Raw genomic sequence first — 26,402 nt, forward strand, 5'->3', positions numbered from 1 at the left:
ACGCGATCGACACCGCAACCCCGAGGTGCGGATTCGAGACCCACCGATTCTGCAGATCAAGCTCGAATCGAATCCCTGGACGTCCACAACTTCGACATTAACGACGATCGCTCGACGAATCCGAATGGCTCTAGTCAATGGAGGATTCGCGTTTATGTTGATCTCGTCGAGCGACGCTTACGTCCGTTCGGCGACGTAGCCCAGTCCGCCCAGCCGTCGGGACGCCTCTTCATGGAGCGCGGTCCGGTCCGGTCCGGAGCAGGTTGAACGTCCACGTCCACGTCAGGCCCGACCGTCACCACGTCGGGATCCATCCAGACGTGGGTCACGAGCCGCCGTCGATGACGGCGTGCAGGAACGCTGCCTTGCAGCTTCCCCATCGGCGAGCCGTCCGTTCAGGGCGCCGCAACCGAGATTCCCGACTTCCGACGAATGGCCGGCGAGCAGGTTGCAACTGCTCGCCGGACCGAAGACCGACGACACCTCTGGAGCACCATCATGTCCGACTTGATTTATGCAGCGCCCGTCGGCGCCGGCAACCGCCAGAACTATGTTTTCGGCGACGTGGTTAACCCCGAGCCGCCCCACTGCACCTCGGCGGGCTTGCAGGCCCTCCTCGACGCCTTGCCGGAGAGCGGCGACGTCCTGGATTTGGACCAGGCGGTCGCCATCGTCTCGCGCCACCATTCCGCGCCCTACCTCCAGATCGTCGTGGGCATGAATCGCGGCCTCCTGGCGGCCGATTACATCGAGGCTCCTTGGATCGACCGCGAGGTTGTGATCCGCCGCGTCTGATCGACCGTCGCTCGAGCGAAATCGATCAGGACCCTCCTCATCCAGGGCGCCACGCGCCGACGGAGCCAGTTCCCATGACCATTCCCTCCAAGTCGGACGCGCAGCGTCCGGCACCGCCCCATCGTGCGACGTCTCCTGCGACGGTCCTCGCCATGGACCCTGCCGTCACGATCGGCGCCGCCATCCGTGCCGTGCGTCGCGGGGACCATGACGGCGCCCTCTTCGACGCATTGTGCCTCGCCCTTTCCGCCAAAGCGGCCGAAGGCGACCCGGCCTCGCGTGTCGCCGCGGCGTGGGCCGAGCGCCACCGCAGCTCCAGGGAGGCGACGCGATGAGCGACTTCGGCGCCCTGCAGGTCCTCGCCTATTCCGAACCGCCGCCGTCGCACGAGGCTGAGCTGCCGGCGGAGATGACCAACGCGCAACGTGCCGCCGAGCTGGTCGGCGCCCTCACACCGGCGGGCTTCGCCGCCAGGCACCGCATCCTGGCTACCGTCGGAGACCTGCCGAGCGGTCGCAAGGCCCTGCTCCAGGTCGTCGTGCAGGAGGCCGACACACGGCTGGTCGAGATGACCGTGGCACGGACCCTGAAGGCCCGTTCCCTGGAGACCGGCGCCGAAATCGACTTCGACGTTTTGGAAGGTTTCGGCAAGGCGTCGACGGGCAGGATGGCGCCAGCGACGCTGGCGACGGGCTTCGGCTCCTTCGATCTCCTCGTAACCGTGCGCACCGACCGGCTCGTCGGGCCGTCGGCGCGGATGGTCGACTGGACCGTCGACCTGACGCGCCTCGACGGGCCCGACGTCGAGGCGGCTCTTCGGCGCCGCTTCGGCGACGACGCGGCCGTGCCCCCCGGCTTCGTGTGGCCCTTCGGCTTGACCTTGCCCGCGCTGGACGTCGCGTGCGCCAGGGCGGCATCGGCGGCGGAAGCGTTGGACGTGCTGTCCTCGATGGGCGACGAGGACGAGGCTTCCGAGGTCGTGACCGTCGAGGATCTCCACGGCTACGGTGAAGCCGGAGCCTGGGCGCGGCGCCTGGCCGAGGAGCTGCCGGCATGGCGTGACGGGAAGCTGGCGTGGCGCGACGTCGACTCGGCCGTGCTCCTATCGGGTCCGCCCGGCACCGGCAAGACGACGTTCGCCCGCCGGCTCGCGGCCGCGGTCGGCGTGCCCCTCGTGCCGACTTCGTACAGCGAGTGGCAGCGCACGGGAGACGGTCACCTCGGAGAAGTCTTGAAGGGCCTGCAGACGGCTTTCGCCAAAGCCGCCGTGAAGAGACCTTGCATCCTGTTCATCGACGAACTGGACGCGCTGCCTGCCAGGGGTGGCGACGACCGTAATGGCAGTTGGTACTGGCCCATCGTCAACAGCCTGCTCGAGCACCTCGACGGCCAGGAGGGTCGGCGGGGCGTTGTCGTCGTCGCGGCGTGTAATCACCCAGGCCGCCTTGACCCGGCCCTGACGAGACCCGGCCGCCTGAATCGGCGGATCGATATCGGGCTGCCCGACGCCGCGGCTCTCGCCCAGATCCTGTCGGCCAAGCTCGACGGGACGGTGGCGCCGGCCGAGCTGATGGCGGTCTCGTCCGCCTTGGCCGGCCGCGTCACGGGTGCCGACGCCGAGGCCATCGCCCGCAACGCGAGACGCCTCTCGCGTCTGGAGTCACGCGAGGTGTCGGCGGCCGACGTCGAGGCCGCCGGCATGCCGGCGGACACGCGGTCGGAAGTGGATCGGCGGACGATCGCGGTCCACGAAGCGGGTCACGTCGTCGCCGCGCTCTCGCAGGGTGTCGTCCCCGTGTCGGTCAGCATCCAGATGTCGCCCGGGATGCAGGGAATCGTCCTCTATCCGCCGCGGACGACGATCGTGCAGACGCGAGAGACCTTCGAGGCGGACGTCGTCCGCACCCTGGCCGGTCGCGCCGCGGAGGAGGTGGTCCTCGGTCGCGTGTCGGCGGGAAGCGGCGGATCGACGGACTCGGACCTCGCCGTCGCCACGAGAACGGCGACGATCATGGCCGGACTCCTCGGCATGGAGAGCCTCGTCTACGATCCGACGCCGGAGCGGCGGCAGGTCGAGGCGATCCTCCAGACCGCCTACGCTGCCGCGACCGCCTTGATGATCCGGCGGCAGGACGCCGTCGAGACGCTCGCGTCCATGCTGCTCGAGCGCCGCACCCTGAACGAGGCGGACCTCCGCGCCTACGCCGCCCTCCACGTCGCGACGCAGAACGAGGGCGTCCCCGCCCGCCCGGCATGAGGAACGCGGCGCGGGGTGGTCGACGACGCCCCGCGTCCTCACCGCAGCCCCTGTTCCAATCTCGGCGGCGACGCTCGCCGCTCGACTTCACCCAAGAGGAGACCCATGACGATCTGCTTCTATATGCCTGGCGTGAGGCACGGCTTCGAGCACGTGGCCCTCCACAATCTCGAGGCTCTCACGCGCGACCTGCTCCGCTTCCAGGTCGAGGGCGGCCCGACGGCGGACGAACTCGCGGGGGCGCCACTCCTGTCGGACTGGGCGGCCGTGCCCGGCACTGGCGTGTTGCGCTTGGTCGGCATCGTCACCGGCCACCCGCACGTCGGCCCCGGTCCCGGCACGACGTCGCCAGTCCACGCCATCGACCGCGCTCATGCTTGGATGCGGTCGAGCAACCGGCTCTGGCGGCTCGGGCCGGCGCGGCACGTCGTCCATGGCTTCGGATCGCATGCCTGAAACCGGGCCGACGAGAACTCTCGCGCAAAAAATCGACGATCCGATTGACGCCCCATACGGGCAGAACGAATCGGTCACGTTTTTTTAACGAGTTGAGTCAACGGCTTGCGGCAACACCTTGTTCGGACTCCATTTTCCGCCCGGAGTCAAAAGGGAAATTTGCGCTTGGACGTCTGGATCGGGCACGGCGAATCGGCGAGTCGTCGCTCAGACGATTCTTCAAGGAGTGATTCGCCGACGAAGGTCCAGAAACGAAAAAGCGCGTCCGACGGCCAGGTCGAACGCGCCGATTCAAGTTCGCTCGAGCAGAGCAGAGAACTGGCGACCAGACCGTAAGGTCAGGATCGCTTGAACCACGAGTTCGGGCACGCCGCCCGAAAACCCGCACCGTGAGTTCGGGCACGACGCCCGAAAGCCGAGTAGCGCGACGATCGCCGATCGCTTCACCGCGGTCAAGCGATTCGGCGTGACTGCGCAGAGGAGTTCCCATGATGCGTTTGTCCACCTGACCTGACCGCCGCGGCCGACGACCGACGTCGCCGCCTCCCACCGACATGGAAGTCGTCTTGCTCTCGCCGTCGAGGGCACCGGCGGAGCCATGCCGATCACCAGCCCACCACACTCGAACCTGCGTCGCCTTGCGACCGCAGGACCGGAGACTTGTTGTCGATGAACGAGAAGCACGTCATCCAATACATGCAGGAGCGGCTCGCGGGCGTCAGCTCGTACGCTCATCCCCTTCCCGAAACGCCGGTCTACCTCGCGCCGGACCGTCCGTACCCCGGCCGCTTCGTGCGGCAGGACGGCAGCCTCTTCGAGGGCGGCGTTCCGACCGGCCAGGACCGGGAGGAGGTCGTCTGGGTCGGCGCCGGCCCGTCGACGGCCTCGCGCCAGATCGCCCGGCGCACCAAGCGGAGCTTCCGCATCCGGGACGTCGACGCGGAAGAGCAGCGCGCCGTCGTCGCGGAGTCGATGATCGAATACGGTTTTTGGCTCATCCAGCGCGCCGAAGACCGCCGTCGGCGGATTCACGACCAACCGCCGGCCCGCAGCTACGTCCTGCCGGACGGCCGGTCCGCCACGCACACCTTCGACTTCCTCGTGGAAGAGCCGGACGGCCTTCGCCTCGCGTTCGCCGTACGCCCGTCGGTCGACGTCGACGAGAAGCTGACGACAGCCGTCGAGTGCATTCGCCGGCAGAGCCTGACCGGCTTCGCGGACGAAGCTCTGATCGTGACGGAACGGTTCGTCACGAAAGCCCGCACGCGCAACGCCGTCGAGATCCTCGAAGCGCGTGCCGCCCGCAACGACGCGGACGTCGCCGCGGCGGCCGTGCTCGTCTCGCGCCTGCGCGGCGCCGTCATGCTCGGCGCCCTCGTCGAGGCGATGGGCCTCGGCCCACGCGGCCGGGTCGCGCTGATCTGCCTGATCGACGACGGCCTTCTCGAACTCGTCCACCGGGAGCGCCTCGGCGCCACGACGCTCCTGCGCCCCGCCTCCCGTCCATCCACCGCGCACTGAGGATCAGATCATGAGCATCATCAAGACCGACGATCGGGCACACGGCTTCATGCCGGTGTATGACATTCCCGGCGAGAGCCGCGTCGTGATCGACGGGGTCGAGTACTCGTACAATCGGCGTCTCCCCGACGGCCATTCCCTCGCCCGCGTCGACGACCTCGCCGTCACCGAGATTTTCACGCACGGCCAGATGGCGAGCTTGATCGCCGACGCACGGATCAAGATCGATGAGGGCTTCTTCACGCGGGCCAAGGCGGAGCTGCGGCTGACCTATGGCCGCAGGACCTTCGCGGAACTCACCGAAGCGCAAGCTCGGAAGGTGCGCTTCAAGGAAGACTGGTGCAGGCGCTTCATCGCCGCGGAGTCGCAAGACCGGCGCGTTCGCAGGTCGGATGCGAAAATCGAACTCGCCATCGCCGACATCGCCGCCGACATGATGCGCGACAGGCGCAAGAGTGCCGAGTGGAGGAAGGCCCGCGGCGGCAAGGCGCTTACGGCCGAAATGCGCGATCCGACGCCCACGCAGCTCCGTCGTTGGCTGAAGCGGTACGAACGGTCGGGCTACGAGCGCGACTCGCTGATCGACCAGTACTTCGGCCCCGGTTCGCGCCTGACGCTCGACGCCGACACGTACGCGATGCACCACGACTATGCTGTCCGGTACGCGTCGAACACCCGCCCCACCAAAGCTGCTTTGTTCCTGCTGCTGCAAGGCGCGATCGACGACGAGGACGCCGCTCGTGCGGCGGCCGGTCGGCCGCCGATGCGCAGGCTCAAGAGGAAGGCGTTCGAGCGCATGATCGACGCGCTCGACCCGTTTTTCGTCTGCGCCGGGCGCGAAGGGCGAGAGGCGGCTCTGCGCAAATGGGGCATGCACACGACCGGCCTCGACGTCGAGAGTCCTTTCGAGCGTATCGAGCTGGACGAGTGGCGCGTCAGCCTCATGAAGATCCTCGTCGACGCCGGCCTTTGGGAAAAGCTTTCCAAGGAACAGAAGGCGATGGTCGAGCGGTCTCGGGTGTGGCTGTCGGCCGCGATCGACGCACGGACGCGGATGATCGTCGCGATGCGGCTCCTGGACACGGCTCCCTGCGTCGAGAGCGCGCTCGCGACGATCGAGACGGCGATGGTCGACAAGTCGCGCCTGTCCCGGCACCTGGGCACGAGCCCGACATACATCCACGCCAAGCCTCGCTCCGTCGCGATGGACAACGGCACGAACCTGACGTCGGACGCGGTGCTCGAACGCCTTTCGACGCTGGGTATCGCCGCGGTCTACCCGCCTGCTGGTCTGGCGGAGATGCGCGGACGCATCGAGAGGATCTTCCTCACGCTGCGAACGCGCATCCTGTCGCATTTTCCGGGTCAGACCTTCGCGAACGTGGTCGATCGCGGTGATTACGACGCCGAAGGCAACGCGTGCCTGGATATCGACGAACTGAACGCGGTTTTCCTCAAGGGCGTGCTCGACCTCTATCACAATCATCCACATGAGGGGCTGACGGGCGAGACGCCGTGGAACTGCATGCGTCGCCTGAGCCGCGAGCGGGGTCTTCCGCCGCCGCCTCATCGCGACGTGTTGAGGCACGTGATGGGCGTCGCCTGCGAGCGTCGCATCGGCGTTCATGGCGTCAGCTTCTCCGGGATCCGCTACCAGAGCGAAGCACTGCAGAGATACCGCCGCGAGATCCGCCAGCGCCCCGCGGAAGTGCGTGTCGATCCGTTGGACCTGTGGGCCGTTTCGGTGAAGACTAAGACTGGCTGGATCACCGTTCCGGCCCGCTTCCGCGGCCTCGAAGGTGTCAGCATCTGGCAGTGGGCCGAAGCCGTTCGCGATCTTCGGCAGCGTCACGCCGACTCGGCGGCGCTGAGCCGCGGCACCGTCCTGGCGGCGGTGACGCACCTGAGCGACGTCGCCCAGGAAGCGGTGCGGAGGGCGGAGATCCGCTCGCCGGTCTTGACGGCGAAGTACTTCGAGAAGCTCGAGGCGGACGTGTTTCGCAGCCTGACCTTCGCCGATGACGGCGAATTCGGCGACGACCTCGTGCTCCCCTCCCCGCTCGTCGAGGCGGGGCCGATCCTCGACCTGACGCCGGAGCGGATCGCCACCAACGACGAACCCGCGGACGGCCTCGACGAGAGCGTCTTCGACGACGCGAGCTTCGGGTCGCCCGAAGACTGGTCCTCCAACTGAGCACGGTGATCGATATGGAAGAACACGCGAGCGACGTCTTCCCGGGAGACGTGCAGACCGACGCCGATCTTGCGGCGTTCATGGATGAGGCGTCGATCCGGCGCGCCGAGCGGATGGCGCGGATCAACGGGCGCTATCTGAAGACCGGCCGCGACCGGATGATCGACGCCGAGCTGCAGCTCCTGGTCGAGGCGGCCGCCGTGTCGGCCGACGGCCGCCGGACGGAGCGGAACTGCCTCTGCCTCATCGGTGCGACCGGTGCCGGAAAGAGCACGAGCATCGACACGGCGATCCGCCGCCGGCCGGAGCTGCAGCCGCGGGAGACCGGTATGACCGTCACGGCACCGATCATCCGCCTCAAGGCTCCGTCCCCCTGTTCGCTCAAGCTCCTGGCGGAAGAAGCCCTGGAGAAACTCGGGTACCCTTGCGACCGGCCGCTCAAAGAAGGACCGGCCTGGAAGATGCTGAGGCGCCAGCTCAAGGCGCGGCGGGTCCGGTTCATGCACATCGACGAGGCCCAGCACCTCGTCGTCATGACCGATCGTGCCGCGATGGAGAGGGTGTCGGACGCGCTGAAGATGCTGGTCGACGACGACGAGTGGCCGGTCAGCGTCATCCTGACGGGGCTGCCCGAGCTGGCGGACTTCCTCGCGATGCACGGGCAGCTCAGGCGTCGTAGCCACACGATCCACCTGGAGAATCTCGCGATGCCGCGTGACCTCGAACTGCTCAGGTGGATGACGAAGACCATCGTCGAAGATCACGCCGGCATGAGCTTCGAGTTCCCGCTCGACGACGACTTCCTGGGCAGGCTTTGCCGGTGCGCCGACAGCCAGCTCGGGGCGGTCACGCAGATCGTCAGGGGCGCTATCGAACGGGTCCTCGTCGAGGACGTGGATGCGAATGTGGTGGGACGAAGGCACTTTGCGACGTCCTACGCGGCCTTTTCCGGCTGCCGTCCCGACCAAAACATCGTCACCGCCCGGGCGTGGCGCGAGATCGAGCCGATGAATGCGCTGCTTCAGGAGGAGGAACTCGCCCGCGTGCGCGTCATGAAAGCCATCGCGGAGCGTCACGCCAAGCACGACGGTCGCCGCGGTCGCAACAGGGAGAGGGAGATTTGACGATGGCGAAGCTCGCTATCACCGCACCGCTCTTCGACGGCGAGAGTCCGCCGAGCTACGCCTCGCGCCTCGCCAGAGCCAATGGCCGCGACCTCGTGCGCCACTTCGCCCTCGACGTCCGCCTCGACTTCCACGGCGTCGTCGCCGGCCGGCCGGAAAGCTTGGACCATCTGGTCCATCTCGGGGGCTGCGATCCGGATCGCCTGGTCTCCTGGTCGACGCGCGTCGACGCAGCCGGTTCGGCGTCGATGCGCGGCCAGGACCTCGGTCGTCGCGCCATGACGCGCTCGCACGTCATGGTCTGTCCGGCCTGCCTCGATGACGATCTCGGAAACGAGGCCATCGACCTTGAGGCGCGTCCTTTTGGTCGCGCCGTATGGCAGGTGCCCGGCATCCGCACGTGCGACCGTCATGGCGCCGCTCTGGTGCGGATCGCGGATGCGGGTAGCCCGCATGTCATGCACGACTTCGCGGCGCTCGTGGTGCCACGTCTCGGCGATCTGCAGACGCTCGCCGGGCAAGCGCTCCGGCGCCCGCCGTCCGACCTCGAGGTCTACCTGAGCCGTAGGCTGCAGGTGGGAGCCGAGGGTTCGGCGTTTGCCGACACCCTGCCGTTCTACGCCGTCCCGAGGCTCTGCGAGAATTTTGGCGCGGTCGTCTGCTTCGGAGACGACGTTCGCCTCGGGGATCTCGACGACGACCGTCGTCACGAGGCGGCCGCCGTCGGCTTCTCCTTCGTCGCCGAAGGCGAGCATGGCGTCCGGACCGCCCTCGAACGTCTGCAGGAGCGGTTCGGAGCGCGCAGGACGGCTTGGGGCCTGCAGGACCTCTTCGGCCGCTTCTACGAATGGCTCGCCTACGAGAACGAGGATCGGGCCTACGATCCGGTGCGCGAGATCGTGCGGCGTCACGTGTCGGAGACGATGCCGATCGGAGCTGGGTTCAGTGTCTTCGGCGAGGAGGTGGCGTCCCGCCGTGTACATTCCGTGCATTCGCTCGCGCAGGATCACGGCGTCCATCCCAAGCGGCTGCGCAAGCTCCTCGCTACCGCCGGCCTGATATCGGCGCCGGACATGATAAAGTCCGACGATCGGGTGCTCGTCGAGGCCGATCGCGCCAACGAATTCATGAGAATGCTTTCGGATACGATGTCGCTTGCGGATGCGGCCTGGTATCTCAACGTCCCCCGGCCTCACGAGCAACTTCTCCTGAAAGCAGGCCATATTCGTCCTGCCGTACAGGGCGGCACCGACGTCTTCAAGGATCATGCGATCTCGAAGACGAGCTTGGACGCGTTTCTTGTGAAATTGCTGGCCGCCGCCGATCCGAGGCGTGTCGAAGGACATTCGATCCAGCGTGCGGCCAAGATGACGAACTGCGGAGCGATGGAGATCGTCGCCCTGCTGATCGACGGTCGACTGACGCGGGTCGGCGTGGATCCCGACTCTCGCGGGTACCTGTCGGTCCTCGTTGACGTCGCGGAAGTGCTACCTCTCGTGCGTCGCGAAGATCACGGCGGTCTTTCACTGGTCGAGGTGCAGAAGCGGCAATGCTGGTCCGACGGACTGGTGAAAGCGCTGGTCGATCAAGGTCACCTGCCCTCGTCGGTCGGCGTCAATCCGGTGAACCGCTGTCCGCAGAGGATCGTGCTGCCCGCCGACCTCGAGAAATTCGACGCGACCTACGTGACCCTCATGACGCTTGCTCGCGAATGCGGAGTCCACTTCCGTCGGCTGAACAAGCACTTGTCTGCGAACGGGGTCGAGCCCGATCCGAGATTCTCGGAAGTGCCCGCGACGGTCTTTCGGAGGGACGCGGTCGCATCGATCGAGATGCCACCTGGCTGACTCCTGTCGGATCTTGGAGATGCCGAGACCCCGCCGAAAGGCGGGGTTTTTTGTTGCCTGGAGCTGCTCGCCGGCAAGAAACTGAGGCACTGATAAGGTGCCATCTCGGTCGATCTTGATGCCGTGAGGTAGCCCGCAGCAAGTTAAATCAACTACTTACAGGTCGAACTGAGGCAAACCTAGGTGCCCCTTATACCAGCGGCATGAAAGATGAGCCAATCGTCGTTCAAACTTGGACCAGATTTCGGTGCTGCTCGGAGCTACAAGTGATGTTGGCACGCCCATAGGATGGCCTGAGGCGCGCGCAACCTGCACTCGATGACTACATCAGGCTGCTGCACGGCGACGTATACCGACAACTTCAATGCCCTGCGCGACTAAGGTCGCGCAGGAATACTTCAGGGAACGAATCATGAATTAGGCGAGCCCGCTCGTTAACTTCAGTCCAGCGGCCATTCGCTGTCGGCAGCCAGGACGTGGGTCGTCAGGGTGAACCCCTTCGTAGAGCGGGTGCGGGCCGCCGAGAGCATGCGAGCGTGGTGATGCCGCGGAAGTTCCCGATCGTTAGTTTCAGGATCCTGACTATTCCGCCGACTCTCTGCTCGGGAGTGAAAGCTTACGACGCAGACGCGAAAACGAAGGTGGTCATCGCGGCGGCAGATCGAGGCAGGCTCGGCGTCGGACATCAAATCTTCGCAGCGCGCAAGTTTCTCCGACTAGATCGCATTGCTCCAGAGAATGCAATCTGAACGCGATCCACAGAGACTCCTGCCACAGGTTCGATACTTGAGGTGACCACGAGCAGGGTCCGCGGACGATCGGCCGCCCTGCCGCGGTGGTAACGTGCGGATCGCGTGCGGACCACGCTTGGCACGTTGAACACGAAGGCGACCCGAGGTCGAAGATGCACCTTGAAAGGGTGATCCGCATGAACGACGTCCAGGAGCCGGCAGGCAGCCTCCACCTTCTCACTATCGAGGCGGTGCTGGACGATTTGACTGGCGGGCGGGCCTTGGCGCTGGCGGACGGTCTGACGCTGTCGCTCGGCGACGATCCGCGCTCGGCGCTCGACTGGTACCGCCGCAACTGAGACAGGTGGTCTGGCAACCTGCGGGGCGAGGACGCGGAGGCGATCGTGGACGCCGTGGGTGCGCCGCCGCCGCTGGCCCGGGCCGAACGTGTCGCTGGGTCTGCCCGTAACGCAAAGGTACTCAAGCTCGTCAGGGTCCGCGCGCATCGGTTCGCGGGGCTTCACTCGTACGGGTGTGCCGGCGACGACACGCAGTTCGTGTTCGAGCCCGGCAAGCCGGTCACCCTACTCGAGGGCGTCAACGGATCGGGCAAGACATCAATCGCCAACGCCGTGATGTGGTGCCTGACAGGGCACTTGATCCGGTCCCAGCGACAACCGGGGCCGGGGACGGCCGAATACCCCTGCGAGGTCGATCGCGGCGGGACGACCACGACCCACCTGTGTTCGTCGGTCACCCCGATGCCGAGGGCCGTGGACACGCTGCCCGCCGAGGGGGCACCCCTGCCCGCCGACACCTGGGTCGAAGTGACGTTCGAGGACGGGGACGGCGAGCTTCTCGCGCCCTTGCGGAGGACGCAGAAGCGCAACTCCCGCGGAAAGCTTGTGGAGGAGGAGCCCGATCTCGAGGCGATCGGCCTCGACCCCGTAGCCTGGCGCATCCCGACGGTGATGCCCGCCCTCATACCGCACCTCGCCGTCGGCGGCGCGTCGGAACTGGGCGAGGCTGTCGCCCGCCTTACTGGCCTCGCCGCGCTCGTTGATCTCTCCAGGCATGCTGAGAAGGCTGCCGAACGCACAGGCAGGAGGATGGTCAGGGAGCTGTCCAAGGAGCTAGGTGAGACTGCGCGGCACCATGCCGAGGCTGCTGGCGACCTCGACAGGATCGTCGAAGGGTCGCCCACGATGCGACGGTGGGGAGGCCTCTCGCAGCCGGCCGACGTTGACGCTCGAGATCGCCTCACCGCGGCCGCCGGGTTCTTCGGCTCTCTAAAGGCGGCCGCCTTCGGGAACGCCCGCGGCATCCTCGGAGAGGGATTCGATCCCGAGAGCAAGGCAAACCGGGACGGGCTCGAGAAGGACGTGGGCCCGGCAGCCGACCAAGTCGCCAGGTTCGCGGACCTTCCCTCCATCAAGCGCCTGTCGTCTCTGAAGGTCGAAGAGTCCGCACGCGAGGAGACGCTGGCTCTGCTTTCGGAACTGGAGAGCCAAGCGGCGGCCATCGACGAGATGACGGCGAGCCCCGATCGCGCACGCAGGGCGCAGCTCTATGCCCGCGTCTCATCGTGGATGCGCGAGCACGGGCACGCCGGCGACACGTGCCCCGTCTGCATCCGATCGCTAGACGGCGTCACCGATCCCGAGAGCGGCGCCGCGGTGGGGTCACATCTCGCGGAGGCGGAACGGGAATTCCTTGCTCATGCCGTGGCAGACTGGGTCGACCACTGGCGGGGTGCGCTGGCGGACAGGCTGCCGGAAGTACTTTCGTCCGAGGCGAAAAAGTCCCTCCCCGCCTCGCCCGCGGAACTCCTGCACAAGGGGTTCATCGACGAGCTGTTCGCGACCGAGGGCTTCCGAGGTGTCCTTTCCCCGCTGCGGACGGACACCGCCGTCCTCGTGGAGGAATGCCTAGAAGCGCTTCCGCCGTTTGCCGAGCCGACGCGACGCTTACTACCGGCGGCGGTGGCGGGCCGCGCCACGACGTTGCAGAAGTCTGTCGACGCGATCGTGCGCGCATTGGCCTTCGTGGACTGGCTCGGGACCAACACGGCCGCGGTGCGATCGGCCTGCATCGCCATTCGGGATGGAACCGAGGGTGCGGATGAGCCGTCGAGAGCTATTGGCCGGCGACTGACGGCTCTGCAAGAAATGGTGCGGGATGCCGTCCCGCTCAGCTCTGCAATCGACCTGGTCGGCCGGCTGGCCAGGATCCAGGCGAACCACGAGGCGAAGCGGAACAGGATCGAACTCTGTGAACGAACGGCGGCCGCGCTTGGGGAACTCGTGCCGCTTGGCACGCTCGCGCAGGCGCAAGTCGATCATCTGCGCGAGCGGTTGCATCGGCGCGCCGACCACTGGCGCCGCATGTTCTTCATGGACCCGACGACCTTCTCGCCCTCCCTCGCGGACACGCGGATGGACGCGCGCGGGATACTGGCGTTGCAGGCGGGGCGCCTCGGCGTCACCGCGCCCGCCCAGCACGTCTCAAACGCGTCCTCCCTACGTGTCGCCATCCTCGGCTTCTTCATGGCTTTCCGCGAGCACGTTCTAGCGACTCGCGGCGGTTTGAGGCTGCTGTGCCTCGACGACCCGCAGGAGCTCCTCGACAACGACAACAAGGAACGCCTGGCACGTGGCCTGTCCTCGCTGGCCGCTGACGGCGCGCAGGTCCTGTTGACGACACACGACCGCAAGTTCGCCCGCTCGCTGGTCGCCGAGTGCCGGAGCGAGGACGACGTTCAGCACCTGTCCGTCCATCCAGTGAACGCCAACAGGCTCACCATCGCCCTGTCGCCCGCAATCGAGGAGGTCGACCGGAAGCGGCAGGCCTTTGATGCCAACCCAGACTCCGCACGCGACGCACAGGACTACGCTTCCGACCTGCGGGTGTTCATCGAGGCGCGGCTCGGCGACTTGTTCGACAACGCGGTCCATCCGGCCCACGCGGGATCGACAAGGGCTCCGACGCTGATCACGCTCGCGGACCGTTTGCGCACGTTCGTTGCGTCAGGAGACGGCGAGCTGTTCACCCATCCCGTCATACGGCGGTTCGCGGAGGATCCGGCCCTCGCTGAAGGCGCGGCTCCGCGCCGTATCCTCAACCAGTCCCATCACGATAAGGCGTCGATCGGCTACGCCGATGTACTTTCGGTGCGCGGCGACTTCCACCGCCTGCGAACCGAGGTGGAGAAGGTGCACGAGCAATTCCGGCTGCATAGGTGGCGCGAACCCCTGGATGCGGCCGAGGGCGGCACCGGATCTGTTGTCCCGTTTCCCGCCATGCCTCGGCCGGCCTTCTCCGTGTCCGTGTGCCCCGACCTCGCGGCCTTCTCCGGATCCTTCGGCCCAGAGGGGTCGCAGGACGTCCCGACCGAGACGGTCGACGGGAGTTGGTTCCAGGGCAAGGCCCTATTCTACGTACGCGGCGACTCGCTCGGTTTTGCCGTCCCGTCCGGATCGGTGGTGATCGTGGAGGCCGAGCCGTATCCGGGCCGGGACCAGAACCTGGTCGTTGCGAAGACCAAGGGCCAGTTGATGGCGCGGCGCATGGTGAGGGCGCCCGGCGGCACCGGCGTGTCCCTGTCCGCGCAGATGCCGGATCCGCGCCGAAGCCGCGCGACAATGACGTTCGATGAGAGCAAGGTCCGCCTGCACCGCATCGTCGGAGCGATGTTCACCGACATGCCGCCGCCGGAGGGCGCGCGCAACGAGGCGGCTCCTGTCGATGACGTGCCCGAGCTCCACCGCGTGCAGATCGCCTACCGCGTGAAGGAAGACAGCGCCGTGCCGCTGGTGCTGCCAGGCCAGACGGTCCTCGGCGGCGCCGAACTGTCCGCGGCCGACCTCGACCGATGGGAGGGCAAATTCGTTGCGGTGACGCTGGACGACGGGAAGAGCATCTTCAAGCGCGTTGGTTCCAAGCTGCCGGGATCCCTGTCGCATCTTCGTCAGTTTGAGACGATCGGCGGTCTTGGGGTGTGCATCAGCGCGCGGCTTCCATGCCGATCGGCGCACCAACCTGTTGAGCGTGCTGATATCGAAGAGGTAATGGCATGGCGCCGCTTGACACAATACCCGTTCTCCCACGGCGAACCCGGCGCGATGTACTGGATCTGCGGGCCGATCTTGGCGACCCACTTGCGCAGTGCCTTCGAGATCATCTCAGGGCCATTGTCACAACGGATGTGCTCCTGGATGCCATGCAGGCACATGGCGTCGGCCAGCGCCTCGATGACGCCGAGGCTGTTGATGCGCCGCGCCACCTTCAGCGCAAGGCACGCCCGGCTGTGCTCGTCGATCCGCGTCAGGATGCGCAGGCTTCGCCCGTCGTGGGTCTGTGCCTGCACGAAGTCGAAGCTCCAAACGTGGTTGCGGTGGAGCGGACGCAGCCGCACGCACGAGCCATCGTTGAGCCAGAGGCGGCTGCGGGGTCTATGTCGGCTTGGGACCTTCAGCCCCTCGCGACGCCAGATGCGCTGAACCCGGTCCTTGCCCACCTGCCAACCGTCTGCTCGCAGCAGCGCGGTGACGCGGCGGTAGCCATAGCGCCCGTACTCGGACGCCAGAGCAATAACGGCGCGGGTCAGTTCATCCTCGTCGGCCAGCACGGCCGGCACGTAGCGTTGCGTGCCGCGGTGCTGACCGACGATCCGGCAGGCGTGACGTTCCGAGAGACCGTACTTGTCCCGAATGCCGTCGACCGCCTGCCGGCGTCGCTCGGGGGCTACAAGTTTCCCGAGGCGACGTCCGCCAGCACCTGCTTCTCCAGGGACAGGTCGGCCACGAGCCGCCGCAGCCGCGCGTTCTCGCGCTCCAGATCTTTCATCTTCCTGGCCTGATCGACCTGGAGGCCGCCGTACTCCTTACGCCAGCGGTAATAGCTCTGCTCGGAGATCTCCGCCTCCTTGCACGCCAGCGACAAACTCTTGCCCTGGGCCGTCTGCACCTCGATCTGGCGCAGCTTCAGCACGACCTGCTCCGCGCTCGTCTTCTGTCCTCGACGCATGTCCGACTCCTTCGGTCCTGGCTGATCCTCTCAATCAGCCCGGCCCAAAGCCAGCCGGTCAGGTCAGGCTGACTGAGGCTACGTCACCTTACCTTAACATCCAACGCTTCCGACCTTAGCGCGAGTACACAGCGATGGAGCGTTCGCGACTAACCTTGGCGATGCTCTTCCGTGATCGCTGCCGCCGACTGACGCAACCGTCTGAGTCAACGCTACTCCGCCAACGCCACGCGCGCGCCGGGACGCTCCTCGTAGCCTAGGAGCCGACCGCTACGTTCGCACCGCCACGCGCCGTCCGCGTACCCGAACACCGCAAGGTCCGGATCCCCGTCGAGCGCTCCCGCAACGATCGCGAGGCGATATGTGGCCGAGGCTGCGGGGTCTGTCTCCGCCGCGATGAAGGCCTTGTACTCGTTTGGGGTGAGTTCGGCGGTGAACGACCTCGCATGACGGCCCTTCACCTCGATCCGCAGCCCACTGGTCGTCACGAGGTCCCATCCCCGGTTCTCTCGCTCGACAGACGTCCACGGATCCGGCGCCGCGGCGCTGCCGTAGCGCTCCGGCTCCGAGTAGTATGATCCGACCAAGCGGACGGCCGCGCGCTCGACCTTCATGCGCAGCTCGGGGGCCGCCTGGAAGATCCGTTCCTTCAGGCGCTCCGCGGGACGAGAGCGTGTTACGGGCTCGAGACGGCGTTTCTTGGACGCGTTGATGCGAGCGAGGACGGATCGTTCGAGCGCGGGGTTGATGTCGGACACATAGGCAACCGCCGCCGTGCCTGGCATTCCGCGCTCGCCCCTACGGTACGCGACCACCCTATCCTCGATAGGGACAATGTAGGAGTCTGCTGCCGCCGCCACCACCTTGCACGGGGTCTTCCCACCGTTCGGGCGGCAGATGCCGTCGGCATGGACAGTCGCGTTCTCGTACCAGCCGACGATGCACGTCCCCCCGCCCGGCATCGCGGCCGTCATCACGGCCGTCACGCCCTCGACCCGTTCCGCCCCGCTCGCATCCGGGTCGATCCGGGTCAGCTTGAGCTGCCGGTTGAACGGGACGTAGGCATAGCAGCGGCCTTCCAACTCCTGCATGTTATGGCGCTCCCCGCCCTCGGCACCCGTTGCCTTCAGGAAGCGGAAGTTCGAGGGCGGCAGGTCCTTCTCCGGGCCGGCGTAGAACTCCATCCAGCGCACGTTAATGAGGATGGTTCGTCCTGGTCTCAACTTGGTCATCGCGTTGCGGTGTCCTGGGAATGACGGGCTGCCCCAGCCCATGCTCTGCGGGTTGGCCGAAGCGTTCGGTTTCGATCGCACGATCGGAGACGGACTGTGCGGCGCTCGCGACGGCAGGGACATCGTCCGGCCGAACCTGCGGCTGACCCACCGTCGACCGGGGTGGCGCAGCACATCCCGTATCCGCCCGGACGCGAGGTCATGCCATGGGCTCCACGATGGCGCGCAGCGCGGCGAGTTCGATCCTGAGGCCACCGGTTCCGAGCAGAGCTGCTGGGTTAGCGAACCGCTTGATCGTTGGCGTCGTCGTCTGGACCTCGTAGACATGTCAGCTTCTCCAGCCACTCTGCTCGAAAGCTGCCAGGCAGCTAACCATCCCGTACGGTCTCGATCTGTGGGCGAACGGACGCCTGGAAGCGGTGCATCCGCTTCCGACCCCTTCCAGCCCATCCGCCACCTGCACCGATCTCCTGAAAGTGGACGTAGAGCCAACATGATGTGTGTGGTGTCGGACAACTGTTGACGCGCCTGCCGTTGAATGACGCTGTACCATCCGGTCTGCTTTCCGCGATCAGCAGGGTCATTGAGGATGAACATCCATCTGGCCAATGATGATGCGATTGCAGGACGTGTTGAACTCTGCCGTAGCTGTTGCGCGGCAAAGGAGTATGGCATGACCGAACGCGAGCAGCAGCTTCTTGAGCGCCAGAAGGTGCTGGCCGACTTCGGTGACCTTGCAATCCGATCGGATGATCTGGACGAGGTTCTAGCAGAAGCCTGCCGGCTCGTCGCCGACGCGCTCGGCACCGAGCGCGCCAAGATCCTGAAGATCAAGAAGGCCTCCCGGGAGCTGTTGGTACGCGCCGGGGTCGGCTGGAACTCGAACGTCGTCGGCCACTTGCGCCTGTCGATGAACGAGCACTCCTCCGAAACATACGCCATCGTTGTCGGGGAGCCGGTGATCTGTCGCGACATCGCCGAGGAAGAGCGCTTTCGCTTTCCCGACTTCATGCGGAAGGAGGGCGTCCGCGCGCTCGCCAACGTGCCCATCTTCCTGCCCGGCCGCCATGCCTACGGCGTCCTCCAGGTGGACGACACCAAGCCCCGGCAGTTCACGCAGGACGACATCCAGTTCCTGCGGACCTATGCCGCCGTCCTGGGGCCCGTGATCGATCGCCTTCGGCAAACAAAGCGCCTTCAGGAAGCCGAAGAGCGACATCGCCAACGCGAGATCCGCTTCCAGCGCATCTTCGAGACCGCACCCGTGGGCTTGTCGGTGGTCAGTCCGGACGGGCGCTTCCTGCGCGTCAACAAGGAGTTGGAGCGCATCCTCGCCCGCCCCAGGGACGTGCTCCTTTCATCGAGTGTCGCCGACGTGACGCATCCGCCTGATGTGGAGCCGTCCATCTCGGCCATGCGCCGGACGCTTGAAGAGGGCGAGACCGTTTCGCTCGACAAGCGTTACCGCCGTCCGGATGGCGAGCTCGTGGCCGCCAACAGCAGCCTCACGCCTTTGTCGATGTTCGATGGCTCAACCGGCGTTCTCGCTGTCACGGTTGATCTGACCGCTCGACATGAAGCCGAGGAGGCGCTTCGCCGCAGCGAGGAGCGCTTGAGCGCCCTTGTCACCGCATCCTCCCAGGTCCTCTACAGCATGGGGCCGGACTGGTCCGAGCTGCGCGAAATTGCCGGCGGCGGATTCCTCGCCGACACCGTTCGACCAAACCCGAACTGGCTCGAGGACTACATCCATCCCGACGATCAAGCTCATGTTCTGGACGCGGTCGAGCGGGCGATCAGCGCAAAGAGCACCTTCGAATACGAGCACCGCGTTCGCCGTTCCGACGGCAGCTTGGGCTGGACGCTTTCGCGCGCCGTCCCGCTGTTTGGACCTGATGGCGAGATCACCGAGTGGTTCGGAGCAGCCGGCGACATCACGGAGCGACGGCAGGCCGAGGAGCGGCTGCGCGAAAGCGAGGAGCGGCACCGTTTGATCCTGGAGAGCGCGCTGGACTACGCGATCTTCACGACCGATGCGGACGGGCGGATCGACAATTGGCCACCTGGAGCCGAGGCGGTGTTTGGCTGGAGCGCCGAGGAGGTCATGGGCGAACTCGTCGACGTGACTTTCACCCCTGAGGATCGCGAGAACGGTATCCCAGAACAAGAGCGCGCCACTGCACGCGACGAGGGGCATGCTCTGAATATCCGCTGGCATGTGCGCAAAGGTGGCGAGCGCATCTTCATCGATGGATCGACCCGACCTTTGCAGGCAAACGGGCAAGGCAGCGCATCTGGCTTCATCAAGATCGGTCAGAATGTCACTGCTCGTCGCGAAGCCGAACAGCGCCAGGAACTGCTGTTTGCTGAACTCCAGCACCGCACCCGCAATCTGGTCGCTGTGGTGCGCTCGATCGCGGATCGGACCGCCGACGGCGTCTCGTCGATGGAGGCGTTCCTGCCGAGCTTCCGCGGTCGCCTGGATGCCTTGGCTCGCATCAACAGCCTCTTGTCGAAGTTGGATCACGGCGAGCGCGTCGTCTTCGACGAGATGATCCGGACGGAACTTGCGGCCCGGGGCTTTCCCGACAGCGACGGAGACGAACGCGTGGTGCTGGACGGGCCTGCGGGCGTGCGTCTGCGCTCAGCAACGGTTCAGACCTTTGCGCTTGCGATCCACGAGCTCGCGACAAATGCGGTCAAGTACGGGGCCTTATCCGACGAGAACGGCCGACTTCGAGTGTCATGGCGTGTCGGCCAGGACGAAACCGGGCTTGATCGGCTTCACGTCGAGTGGATTGAGAGTGGTGTCTCCGGCATGCCTGAGGAAGGTGATCCGCCGCGTGGAGGCGGCTACGGGCGCATGCTGATCGAGCGGGCGTTGCCCTACCAGCTAGACGCCACGACGACCTATGAACTGGCGCGAGATGGGGTGCGCTGCACGATCGATCTGCCGCTGCGCTGAGGAACGTCTGTTTCGTTGAACATCGGTTCAGAAGCGGACAGGCAGGAAACCACCCTTGCCCATCGATTGCAGCCGCAGAAGCGGACGCTTCGGACCAGAGCACCCGCAAATGACCCTGTAAGCCGCTGTGAGGAACGTGAGGTGTTTCCGTCGTTACGGCTACTGAGGAGGCCGCACACGATCGTTCCGGCACCTTAGATATGGCTCGACAAGGCCACTCCACGTCCTCATCACGGGCTTTGCCCAGCAGCGTGGTTCCGCTTGATGAAGAAGTCCCTCCCCTGGTCGCCACGGCGGCGCTTTGCACGCACGCTCACGGTGCGGCGCTCGCGCGCTGTCTGGATCTCGAAGCGGCTGTTGAAGCGCCAGTTCGTGTTCTGGTCGGAGAGGCTCGACCATGGCCTGTCGCGCAGCTACGTCGCAGACATCCTGCGCCACCCACGCACCGACCGGATGGAGATGGGCGCGTGACGCGCGGACGCTGGCGTTGGCTCCTGCGGCAGGTCACCCGGCGGATCTGGTTCCGCGCCGGGCTCTTCTCTTTGCTCGCCGTCGCCACAGCCTTGGTGGGCGCATGGGCGAGCCCCTACATCTCGCTCGAATTGTCGGCGACCATCGGCGCCGATGCCGTGGACAACATCCTCGGCATCCTCGCCTCCTCCATGCTGACGGTGACGACCTTCTCACTGTCCACCATGGTCTCCGCCTACTCGGCGGCGACGAGCAACGTGACGCCCCGCGCCAACATCCTCATCATGGAGGATTCGACCACGCAGAACGTTCTGTCGACGTTCATCGGCTCGTTCCTGTTCAGCCTGGTCGGCATCATCGCGCTGTCCACCGGCACCTACGGGGCACAAGGGCGCGTGGTGCTGTTCGGCGTGACGATCCTGGTGATCGGCTTCATCCTGGTGACGCTCCTGCGCTGGATCGACCACCTGTCACGGCTCGGCCGCGTCACGGAAACCACCCAGCGCGTCGAAGAGGCAGCCATAAAGGCGATCCGCGACAGACGCCGCCGCCCGCATCTCGGCTGCCGGCCGCTTCGAGACCGGGCCAACGGCATTCCGGCCGGCGCCCGGCGCGTCGCCGCGCCCGCCCTTGGCTACGTCCAGCACATCGACGTCGAGGCTTTGGGCTTGCTAGCTGCCAAAGCAAGCGCGCGCCTCTTTGTTCTGCGGCTACCCGGCGAGATGGCCGACACCACCGAGGCGATCATCGCGGTTGAAGGCGGCCCGGTCGACGACGCGGCCCTTGGCGGCTGCTTCACGATCGGCGACCGGCGTTCCTTCGACCAGGATCCGCGCTTCGGGATCTGCGTCCTGACCGAGGTCGCCAGCCGCGCCCTCTCGCCGGCGACCAACGATTTGGGGACAGCGGTCGACGTGATTGGGCGCCTCGTGCGCGTCCTGGCCGCCTGGGCGGAGCCCGCAGATGCCGATGCAACGGAAATTGCCGGCGTGTTCGTTCCCCCGCTCCGCGTGGATGATCTCTTCGACGACGCCTTTCTGGCGATTGGGCGGGACGGCGCGAACGTCGTTGAGGTCGGCACACGCCTCCAGAAGGCATTGCATACGCTTTCCCGGCTCGACCATCCGGATTTTGCCGAGGCGGCACGCCGCCACTCACGCCTAGCCATGAGGCGAGCGGAACTCGTCCTACAGCTTAACGACGACAAACGATTGCTTGAGGATCTCGCCGCGAAGATCTGAAGCCGACGCGGCCAACTGCATCTCCGGCTGAAGGTGGCTTTATGAGACTAAGCCCAACTGTCGAACGGTCCTCTTTCCACCCAGCCGGAGCCGATCTGCGCCGATGAAGCCGGTGCCTGGAAGCGTTCCGACGAGTTTCGACCCGGCATCGCCGATCATGGGACGGGAACCCGCACCTCCCCAATCAGAGCAATTGCGCAGCCTGCATGAGGAGGATTCTGGAAGCGGATCGCCGCGCGAGACGCGCCGACGCTTCGGCGACAAAGCCAGCCATCGTCATGCAGGTGACACGGGCATGCATGTACGCCGAGCGGCTTCATCACCGCGCTTCTTCGCGGGCGGAGCCACCTGGGACGATGCACGCGACGGATCGTTTATTGAGAAGCCGGTTCTGATCGACGACAACGAGGACCGTTGGGCCATCACCGATCTCCTGCGATGGCAGGCGGCCTGCGGCCCATCGAGACCCGAGCGCCCGTTCGTACCCCCGGCAGCGAACGCGTTCCAAGCGCCGAGGCGAGCCTTCAGCCTCGGGCTCTCCCTTTGCCGGCAAAAGCCGGATCGTCGGGAGTCACAGGCCTGGCGCAAGGCACGGAGCCGGGCGACGGGATGCGGATGCTCGGCCAGGCCATCTGACGCGCGTGGTGTGCCGCGGGCGACGAGGCGCGCCCCTGTCACCGGTCGCCAAGCTGATGGCGTTGGTGTTGCCGCTCGGGATCTGCGGTATGATCGAGTAGTCGATCACCCTGAGGCCGTCGACGCCTATCACGGATAGCTCCAGCGTTAACACCGCGGCCGAATCGATGCCCATCTTGCACGCCTCACAGATGTACTAGTTCTAGCCGGCGTCGCCGCGGATGTAGTATTCCCACGCGTCGTCGCTAGGCTTGAACTCGCCCGTGAAGTAGGGGGCGAACGCTTGGGTACGGAGCGCAGCGCGCCCGATTCGGCCGCCGCGTGGGAGGACGTCGATGTCGTGGAGGGTCGCTAACCAGGTTGCGGAAGATCCGCCGCGCGTCTTTCGGATCCGCCGATCGCAGATCCAGGCAGCGGCAAGCCCCTGTCGGTCCGCTGCGCCGGCTCCATGCTCGCGGCGAGCGGGTCAAGGCGCAGTCCCCGCTCGCCAACCCGAACGACATCGAGGATCCGCCGGCGCCGCGGCGCCGAAGGTCTAAGTTGGCCGTTCGTCGGGTTCAGCCCGCCCGTTGCAGGATCGGGCGCTGTGCTGGACGTCGCAGGTGCGAGCGCACCTCGAACGCCGGGCTGGGCCTGCCGATGAAGTAACCCTGCGCCTGCGACCAGCCGTGGGCCAAAAGCCATCGGAGCTGTTCGGACGTCTCGACTCCCTCGGCGGTGGTGGTCATCGACATGGCGCGACCCATCTCGCCCGCCGCGCGGACGATCGCTTCAGACTGAGGCGAGCATCCGATCTCGCTGACGAAGGAGCGGTCGAGCTTCAGCTTGTCGAAGGGGAAGGACCGCAGGTAGGAGAGCGACGAGAAGCCCGTGCCGAAATCGTCCAATGCGATCCGGACACCGATCTCCTTCAACGCGTGCAGGACCTTGAGGTTGGCCTCGCTGTCGCGGAGGAGCACGCTTTCCGTGATCTCAAGCTCGAGGCGCCGCGGGTCGAGGCCGCTCCGCACGAGGATGGCGGCGACAGCGAGCGGGAGCGTTCCCGACCTGAACTGCACGGGCGAGACGTTGACGGCGACGCTCGTGTGCGGAGGCCATTCAAGTGCCTCCCTGCACGCCTCCTTGAGCACCCACTCGCCGATGGCCACGATGCTGCCCGTCTCCTCGGCGAGCGGCACGAAGTCCGCGGGGGACACGGATCCGCGCACCGGGTGGTTCCAGCGTAGGAGGGCCTCGGCGGCGCAGGCGCGGCCGGATGCTAGGTCGAGGATGGGCTGGTAGGCAAGTGCGAACTCGCCGTGCTCGAGCGCCCCGGCCAGGTCGACCTTAAGCGACTGGCGGGCGCGCACCCGCTCCAGCATAGCAGGCTCGAACAACCGAACAGCCGCGCCGCCGTCCGCCTTGGCCCGGTAGAGCGCCACGTCGGCCGCCTTGAAGAGCTCTCCCGCGACCGTGCCGACCGTCCGAGCCGCGGCGGCCCCGACGCTCGCGCCGAGCGGCACCTCCTGCCCCTCCAAAGAGAACGGCGCGCGCAGGCAGTCGACGATCCGCTCGCCGCAGGCGATCACGCCCTCGTCGTCCGCGTGGGCGTTCGTCGCGAGGGCGAACTCGTCGCCGCCGAGCCGAGCGAGCGACCCCTCCGACCCGACCGCCAGCCGCAAGCGATCGGCGACCTCCCGCAGGAGCTGGTCGCCCACGTGGTGGCCGAGGGTGTCGTTGACGTCCTTGAAGCCGTCGAGGTCGACGAGGAGCACCGCCGCGTCACCCCCGGTCGCCAGCCTTCGACGTAGCTCGGCCTTGAACCTGGTCCGGTTGGGCAGACCTGTCAGCGGGTCGTGGTGCGCGAGGTGGAGGAGCTTCTCCCTGGCCAGTCTCTGGTCGGTGATGTCGCGAAAGAAGATCGACAGGCCGCGGGGACTCGGGAACGCGCCGATCTCGACCCAGGCGGAATGGGAGGGCAGGTAGGCTTCGAACTTCGAGGGAACGCCCGTTTGCAGGGCCTTGTTGTACTGGATCTCGAACTCCGTGCCGCGATGTTCGGGATACGCGTCCCAGAAGTAGTCGCCCACCTCCAGCGAGCGTTGCGCCTCGATGAAGCTGCGGCAGCGCTCGTTCATGTACGTGACGCGCCAGTCGCGGTCGACGACGAGGACGCAGTCCGTGGTGCTCCCGAGAACGGCTTCGAGCTGAGCACGCGCCTCGCGCGCCTCCTCGTGGGCGCGTCGCTGGTCGGTGACGTCGAGAAGGACCCCGACCATCTTCGCGGGGCGTCCATCCGGGCCGTCCATCGTGTCGCCGTGGCTGGCCAGATGGCGCACGGCGCCGTCGGACGTGACGATGCGGATCTCGTGCGAGAAGCCTTGTCCCTCGGCGACGAGCTCGATCGAGCGGTCGAGGAGGTGGATATCGTCGGGATGGACCCGCTCGCGGAAGGCCGTCGCCGGGTCGATGCCGCAGTCGGGTTCGAGGCCGAGGAGGCGGAACAGCCCTTCGGACCACGTCAGCCGGCCGGTGGCCAGGTCCGCTTCCCAGCTCCCCGACATGCCGAAGCTCTCGGCACGCGACATCCTTTGGCGCTGGGCTTCAATATCCCGGTCGCGCTGTTCGGACGCGAGCCTCGCCTCCTCGAGCGCCTTTCTCTCGTCGGCCGCGTCGAGCGCCTCCTTGCCGCACCGGATCTCCTCGGCCGCGACCTCGGCGAGGCGCTCGAGCAGTGCCGCTTCGTGCGGCGCGAGTTCCCGCGGAACGAGGTCGACGATGCACATCGCCCCCACCGGCAGGCCGGGTTCGGCCCTGACGGGCGCGCCCGCGTAAAATCGGATCCCCACCCCGTCAGTCACGACCGGCAGGTGCTTGAAGCGCGCGTCCTCTCGCGCGTCGGGAACGACGAGGATCCCGTCCGCTGCGATGGTATGGTCGCAGAAGGTTTGCGCCCGCGGCATCGGCCGTGCGGCGGCGATACCGCTGGCGGCCTTCACCCACTGCGTGTCGGCGTCGATCAGGGACACGAAGGAGATCGGGACGCCGAAGATGTTGCCCGCCAGGGCGCAGAGCCGGTCGAGGGAGGGTTGCGCACGCTCCTCCAGGGCCCTCAACGCTGTCAGCGCTCCGACGCGCTTGAGGTCTCGGGAACGGGTGGCGGCATGGGTATGCATGGATGCGACTTTCTGAGGTCGCCCACCACAACACGGCCGGGATAAGTTTTCGTTACGGTGGTTCGCAAATACCTATTGGTTGGCACCCTATTCTGAAGTCACTGTGCCCGCGATACTTGGAAGCCGATCGCACAAAGGTTGTAGAGCCAATACAAGAACATGCGACCCAATTCCATACCTGTCTTCCGAGGCAGATGGATCTTGGCGGCGCCGTTCGCCTGCCGGGCATCGAATGCATCGGGTTTGCCGCAGAGACCGAACATTCTACGGCGGGCTCCGTGCGTCCGCTCTGTATTCAATCCATACGCCACCAGGTTGCCCAGAGTGCTTCCTGTCCTCAGTCTGTCATTGAAACGGTATGTCGATCGTGCAGCGAACGCCGTCAGATCCCAGTTCGAAGGTCGTCTTGGCGCCGAGCTGATAGGGCAGCGCACGCTCGATCAGCACGCGCCCGCTTTCGCGGCCACGGAGCATCGCGCCAGGTTCGGGCACGTCAGCGACCCCGGTCTCGCCGCATTCAACACCTCACTCAAGCCGATCAAAGGCTGGATGCCGATTGCCTCTCGGATTTGAGCATTCGCTGATCCGCTAGACTCGCATGACCCTGACGGATGACGGACTGGTTTCGACCCTGGCTGTGTCAAAACCCTGCTCATGCTATCTTCTTCAGGGTGGTCTGGAGGATGGCATGGGACGCTTCGTTGTCGGCGCCGATCGCGATCAGGCGACGCTGTTCCCGCCCTGCCTCGAGG

At 66.3% G+C, this 26,402-nt stretch carries 15 protein-coding genes and 2 pseudogenes; 13 read left to right on the top strand and 4 right to left on the bottom strand.

All coding sequences use genetic code 11. From position 1 onward, the window contains the following. Positions 1-498: 498 nt before the first annotated feature. The 10 genes and pseudogenes from FZN60_RS23405 to FZN60_RS29210 all read left to right on the top strand — a co-directional run. Positions 499-795: a hypothetical protein gene (locus tag FZN60_RS23405; RefSeq protein ID WP_158875930.1), complete on the top strand. Its 297-nt coding sequence runs from the start codon at positions 499-501 to the stop codon at positions 793-795. 74 nt (positions 796-869) lie between these two features. Further along, positions 870-1,130 carry a hypothetical protein gene (locus FZN60_RS23410; RefSeq protein ID WP_158875931.1) on the top strand — a complete coding sequence of 87 codons (261 nt, stop codon included), beginning with the start codon at positions 870-872 and terminating at the stop codon, positions 1,128-1,130. Then, positions 1,127-3,052 (top strand): AAA family ATPase, encoded by a 1,926-nt coding sequence (locus tag FZN60_RS23415; protein ID WP_158875932.1) that lies wholly within the window; start codon positions 1,127-1,129, stop codon positions 3,050-3,052. Before FZN60_RS23410 ends, FZN60_RS23415 begins: the two co-directional genes overlap by 4 nt. Before the next feature lie 105 nt (positions 3,053-3,157). Beyond that, a complete protein-coding gene (locus FZN60_RS23420; RefSeq protein ID WP_158875933.1) occupies positions 3,158-3,508 on the top strand; it encodes a DUF6634 family protein in 351 nt (116 codons plus the stop codon). A gap of 669 nt (positions 3,509-4,177) precedes the next feature. Next, a complete protein-coding gene (locus FZN60_RS23425) occupies positions 4,178-5,029 on the top strand; it encodes a hypothetical protein (RefSeq protein WP_158875934.1) in 852 nt (283 codons plus the stop codon). A gap of 10 nt (positions 5,030-5,039) precedes the next feature. Further along, complete coding sequence (locus FZN60_RS23430; protein WP_158875935.1) at positions 5,040-7,223, top strand: integrase catalytic domain-containing protein; 2,184 nt, start codon at positions 5,040-5,042, stop codon at positions 7,221-7,223. 14 nt (positions 7,224-7,237) lie between these two features. Further along, positions 7,238-8,347, top strand: a complete 1,110-nt coding sequence (locus FZN60_RS23435) for an ATP-binding protein (RefSeq protein ID WP_158875936.1) — start codon at positions 7,238-7,240, stop codon at positions 8,345-8,347. Between the two features lie 2 nt (positions 8,348-8,349). After that, complete coding sequence (locus FZN60_RS23440; RefSeq protein WP_158875937.1) at positions 8,350-10,194, top strand: TniQ family protein; 1,845 nt, start codon at positions 8,350-8,352, stop codon at positions 10,192-10,194. A 904-nt stretch (positions 10,195-11,098) separates the two neighbouring features. Then, a complete protein-coding gene (locus FZN60_RS23445; protein ID WP_158875938.1) occupies positions 11,099-11,284 on the top strand; it encodes a hypothetical protein in 186 nt (61 codons plus the stop codon). A gap of 54 nt (positions 11,285-11,338) precedes the next feature. Beyond that, positions 11,339-11,704, top strand: a pseudogene (locus FZN60_RS29210) (ATP-binding protein); the annotation flags it as partial. Between the two features lie 3,308 nt (positions 11,705-15,012). On the opposite strand, the pseudogene FZN60_RS23455 reads toward FZN60_RS29210, so the two are convergent. Beyond that, positions 15,013-15,950 (bottom strand): annotated as a pseudogene (locus FZN60_RS23455) (IS3 family transposase); the annotation flags it as partial. 212 nt (positions 15,951-16,162) lie between these two features. Then, a complete protein-coding gene (locus FZN60_RS23460; protein ID WP_158875940.1) occupies positions 16,163-17,134 on the bottom strand; it encodes a protein NO VEIN domain-containing protein in 972 nt (323 codons plus the stop codon). Positions 17,135-17,855: 721 nt separating this feature from the next. Between FZN60_RS23460 and FZN60_RS23465 the strand changes: the two genes are divergently transcribed. From FZN60_RS23465 to FZN60_RS23470, 3 genes are all read left to right on the top strand, one after another. Then, on the top strand, positions 17,856-20,147 hold the full coding sequence (locus FZN60_RS23465; protein WP_158875941.1) for a PAS domain S-box protein: 2,292 nt from the start codon (positions 17,856-17,858) through the stop codon (positions 20,145-20,147). 264 nt (positions 20,148-20,411) lie between these two features. After that, entirely contained in the window at positions 20,412-20,618 is a 207-nt protein-coding gene (locus FZN60_RS29050) for a hypothetical protein (RefSeq protein ID WP_246727104.1), read from the top strand. Beyond that, positions 20,615-21,859 (top strand): DUF2254 domain-containing protein, encoded by a 1,245-nt coding sequence (locus FZN60_RS23470; RefSeq protein WP_246727106.1) that lies wholly within the window; start codon positions 20,615-20,617, stop codon positions 21,857-21,859. Before FZN60_RS29050 ends, FZN60_RS23470 begins: the two co-directional genes overlap by 4 nt. A 571-nt stretch (positions 21,860-22,430) precedes the next feature. On the opposite strand, the gene FZN60_RS23475 is transcribed toward FZN60_RS23470, so the two are convergent. Both FZN60_RS23475 and FZN60_RS23480 read right to left on the bottom strand, forming a co-directional pair. Further along, the gene (locus FZN60_RS23475; protein WP_158875943.1) at positions 22,431-22,670 is read right to left on the bottom strand and encodes a GMC oxidoreductase; all 240 of its coding nucleotides are present in this window, start codon (positions 22,668-22,670) and stop codon (positions 22,431-22,433) included. 382 nt (positions 22,671-23,052) lie between these two features. Beyond that, positions 23,053-25,650 carry a sensor domain-containing phosphodiesterase gene (locus FZN60_RS23480; protein ID WP_158875944.1) on the bottom strand — a complete coding sequence of 866 codons (2,598 nt, stop codon included), beginning with the start codon at positions 25,648-25,650 and terminating at the stop codon, positions 23,053-23,055. Between the last annotated feature and the right edge of the window lie 752 nt (positions 25,651-26,402).

The sequence above is a fragment of the Antarcticirhabdus aurantiaca genome (assembly GCF_009765365.1).
GTDB lineage: Bacteria > Pseudomonadota > Alphaproteobacteria > Rhizobiales > Rhizobiaceae > Antarcticirhabdus > Antarcticirhabdus aurantiaca.

Coding starts and splice junctions, on each gene's coding strand:
- FZN60_RS23480 (WP_158875944.1), bottom strand. CDS start 25,650: ATGCATACCCATGCCGCCACCCGTTCCCGAGACCTCAAGCGCGTCGGA.
- FZN60_RS23440 (WP_158875937.1), top strand. CDS start 8,350: ATGGCGAAGCTCGCTATCACCGCACCGCTCTTCGACGGCGAGAGTCCG.
- FZN60_RS23405 (WP_158875930.1), top strand. CDS start 499: ATGTCCGACTTGATTTATGCAGCGCCCGTCGGCGCCGGCAACCGCCAG.
- FZN60_RS23425 (WP_158875934.1), top strand. CDS start 4,178: ATGAACGAGAAGCACGTCATCCAATACATGCAGGAGCGGCTCGCGGGC.
- FZN60_RS23475 (WP_158875943.1), bottom strand. CDS start 22,670: ATGGGCATCGATTCGGCCGCGGTGTTAACGCTGGAGCTATCCGTGATA.
- FZN60_RS23420 (WP_158875933.1), top strand. CDS start 3,158: ATGACGATCTGCTTCTATATGCCTGGCGTGAGGCACGGCTTCGAGCAC.
- FZN60_RS23415 (WP_158875932.1), top strand. CDS start 1,127: ATGAGCGACTTCGGCGCCCTGCAGGTCCTCGCCTATTCCGAACCGCCG.
- FZN60_RS23460 (WP_158875940.1), bottom strand. CDS start 17,134: ATGGAGTTCTACGCCGGCCCGGAGAAGGACCTGCCGCCCTCGAACTTC.
- FZN60_RS23430 (WP_158875935.1), top strand. CDS start 5,040: ATGAGCATCATCAAGACCGACGATCGGGCACACGGCTTCATGCCGGTG.
- FZN60_RS23410 (WP_158875931.1), top strand. CDS start 870: ATGACCATTCCCTCCAAGTCGGACGCGCAGCGTCCGGCACCGCCCCAT.
- FZN60_RS23445 (WP_158875938.1), top strand. CDS start 11,099: ATGCACCTTGAAAGGGTGATCCGCATGAACGACGTCCAGGAGCCGGCA.
- FZN60_RS23465 (WP_158875941.1), top strand. CDS start 17,856: ATGACCGAACGCGAGCAGCAGCTTCTTGAGCGCCAGAAGGTGCTGGCC.
- FZN60_RS29050 (WP_246727104.1), top strand. CDS start 20,412: ATGAAGAAGTCCCTCCCCTGGTCGCCACGGCGGCGCTTTGCACGCACG.
- FZN60_RS23435 (WP_158875936.1), top strand. CDS start 7,238: ATGGAAGAACACGCGAGCGACGTCTTCCCGGGAGACGTGCAGACCGAC.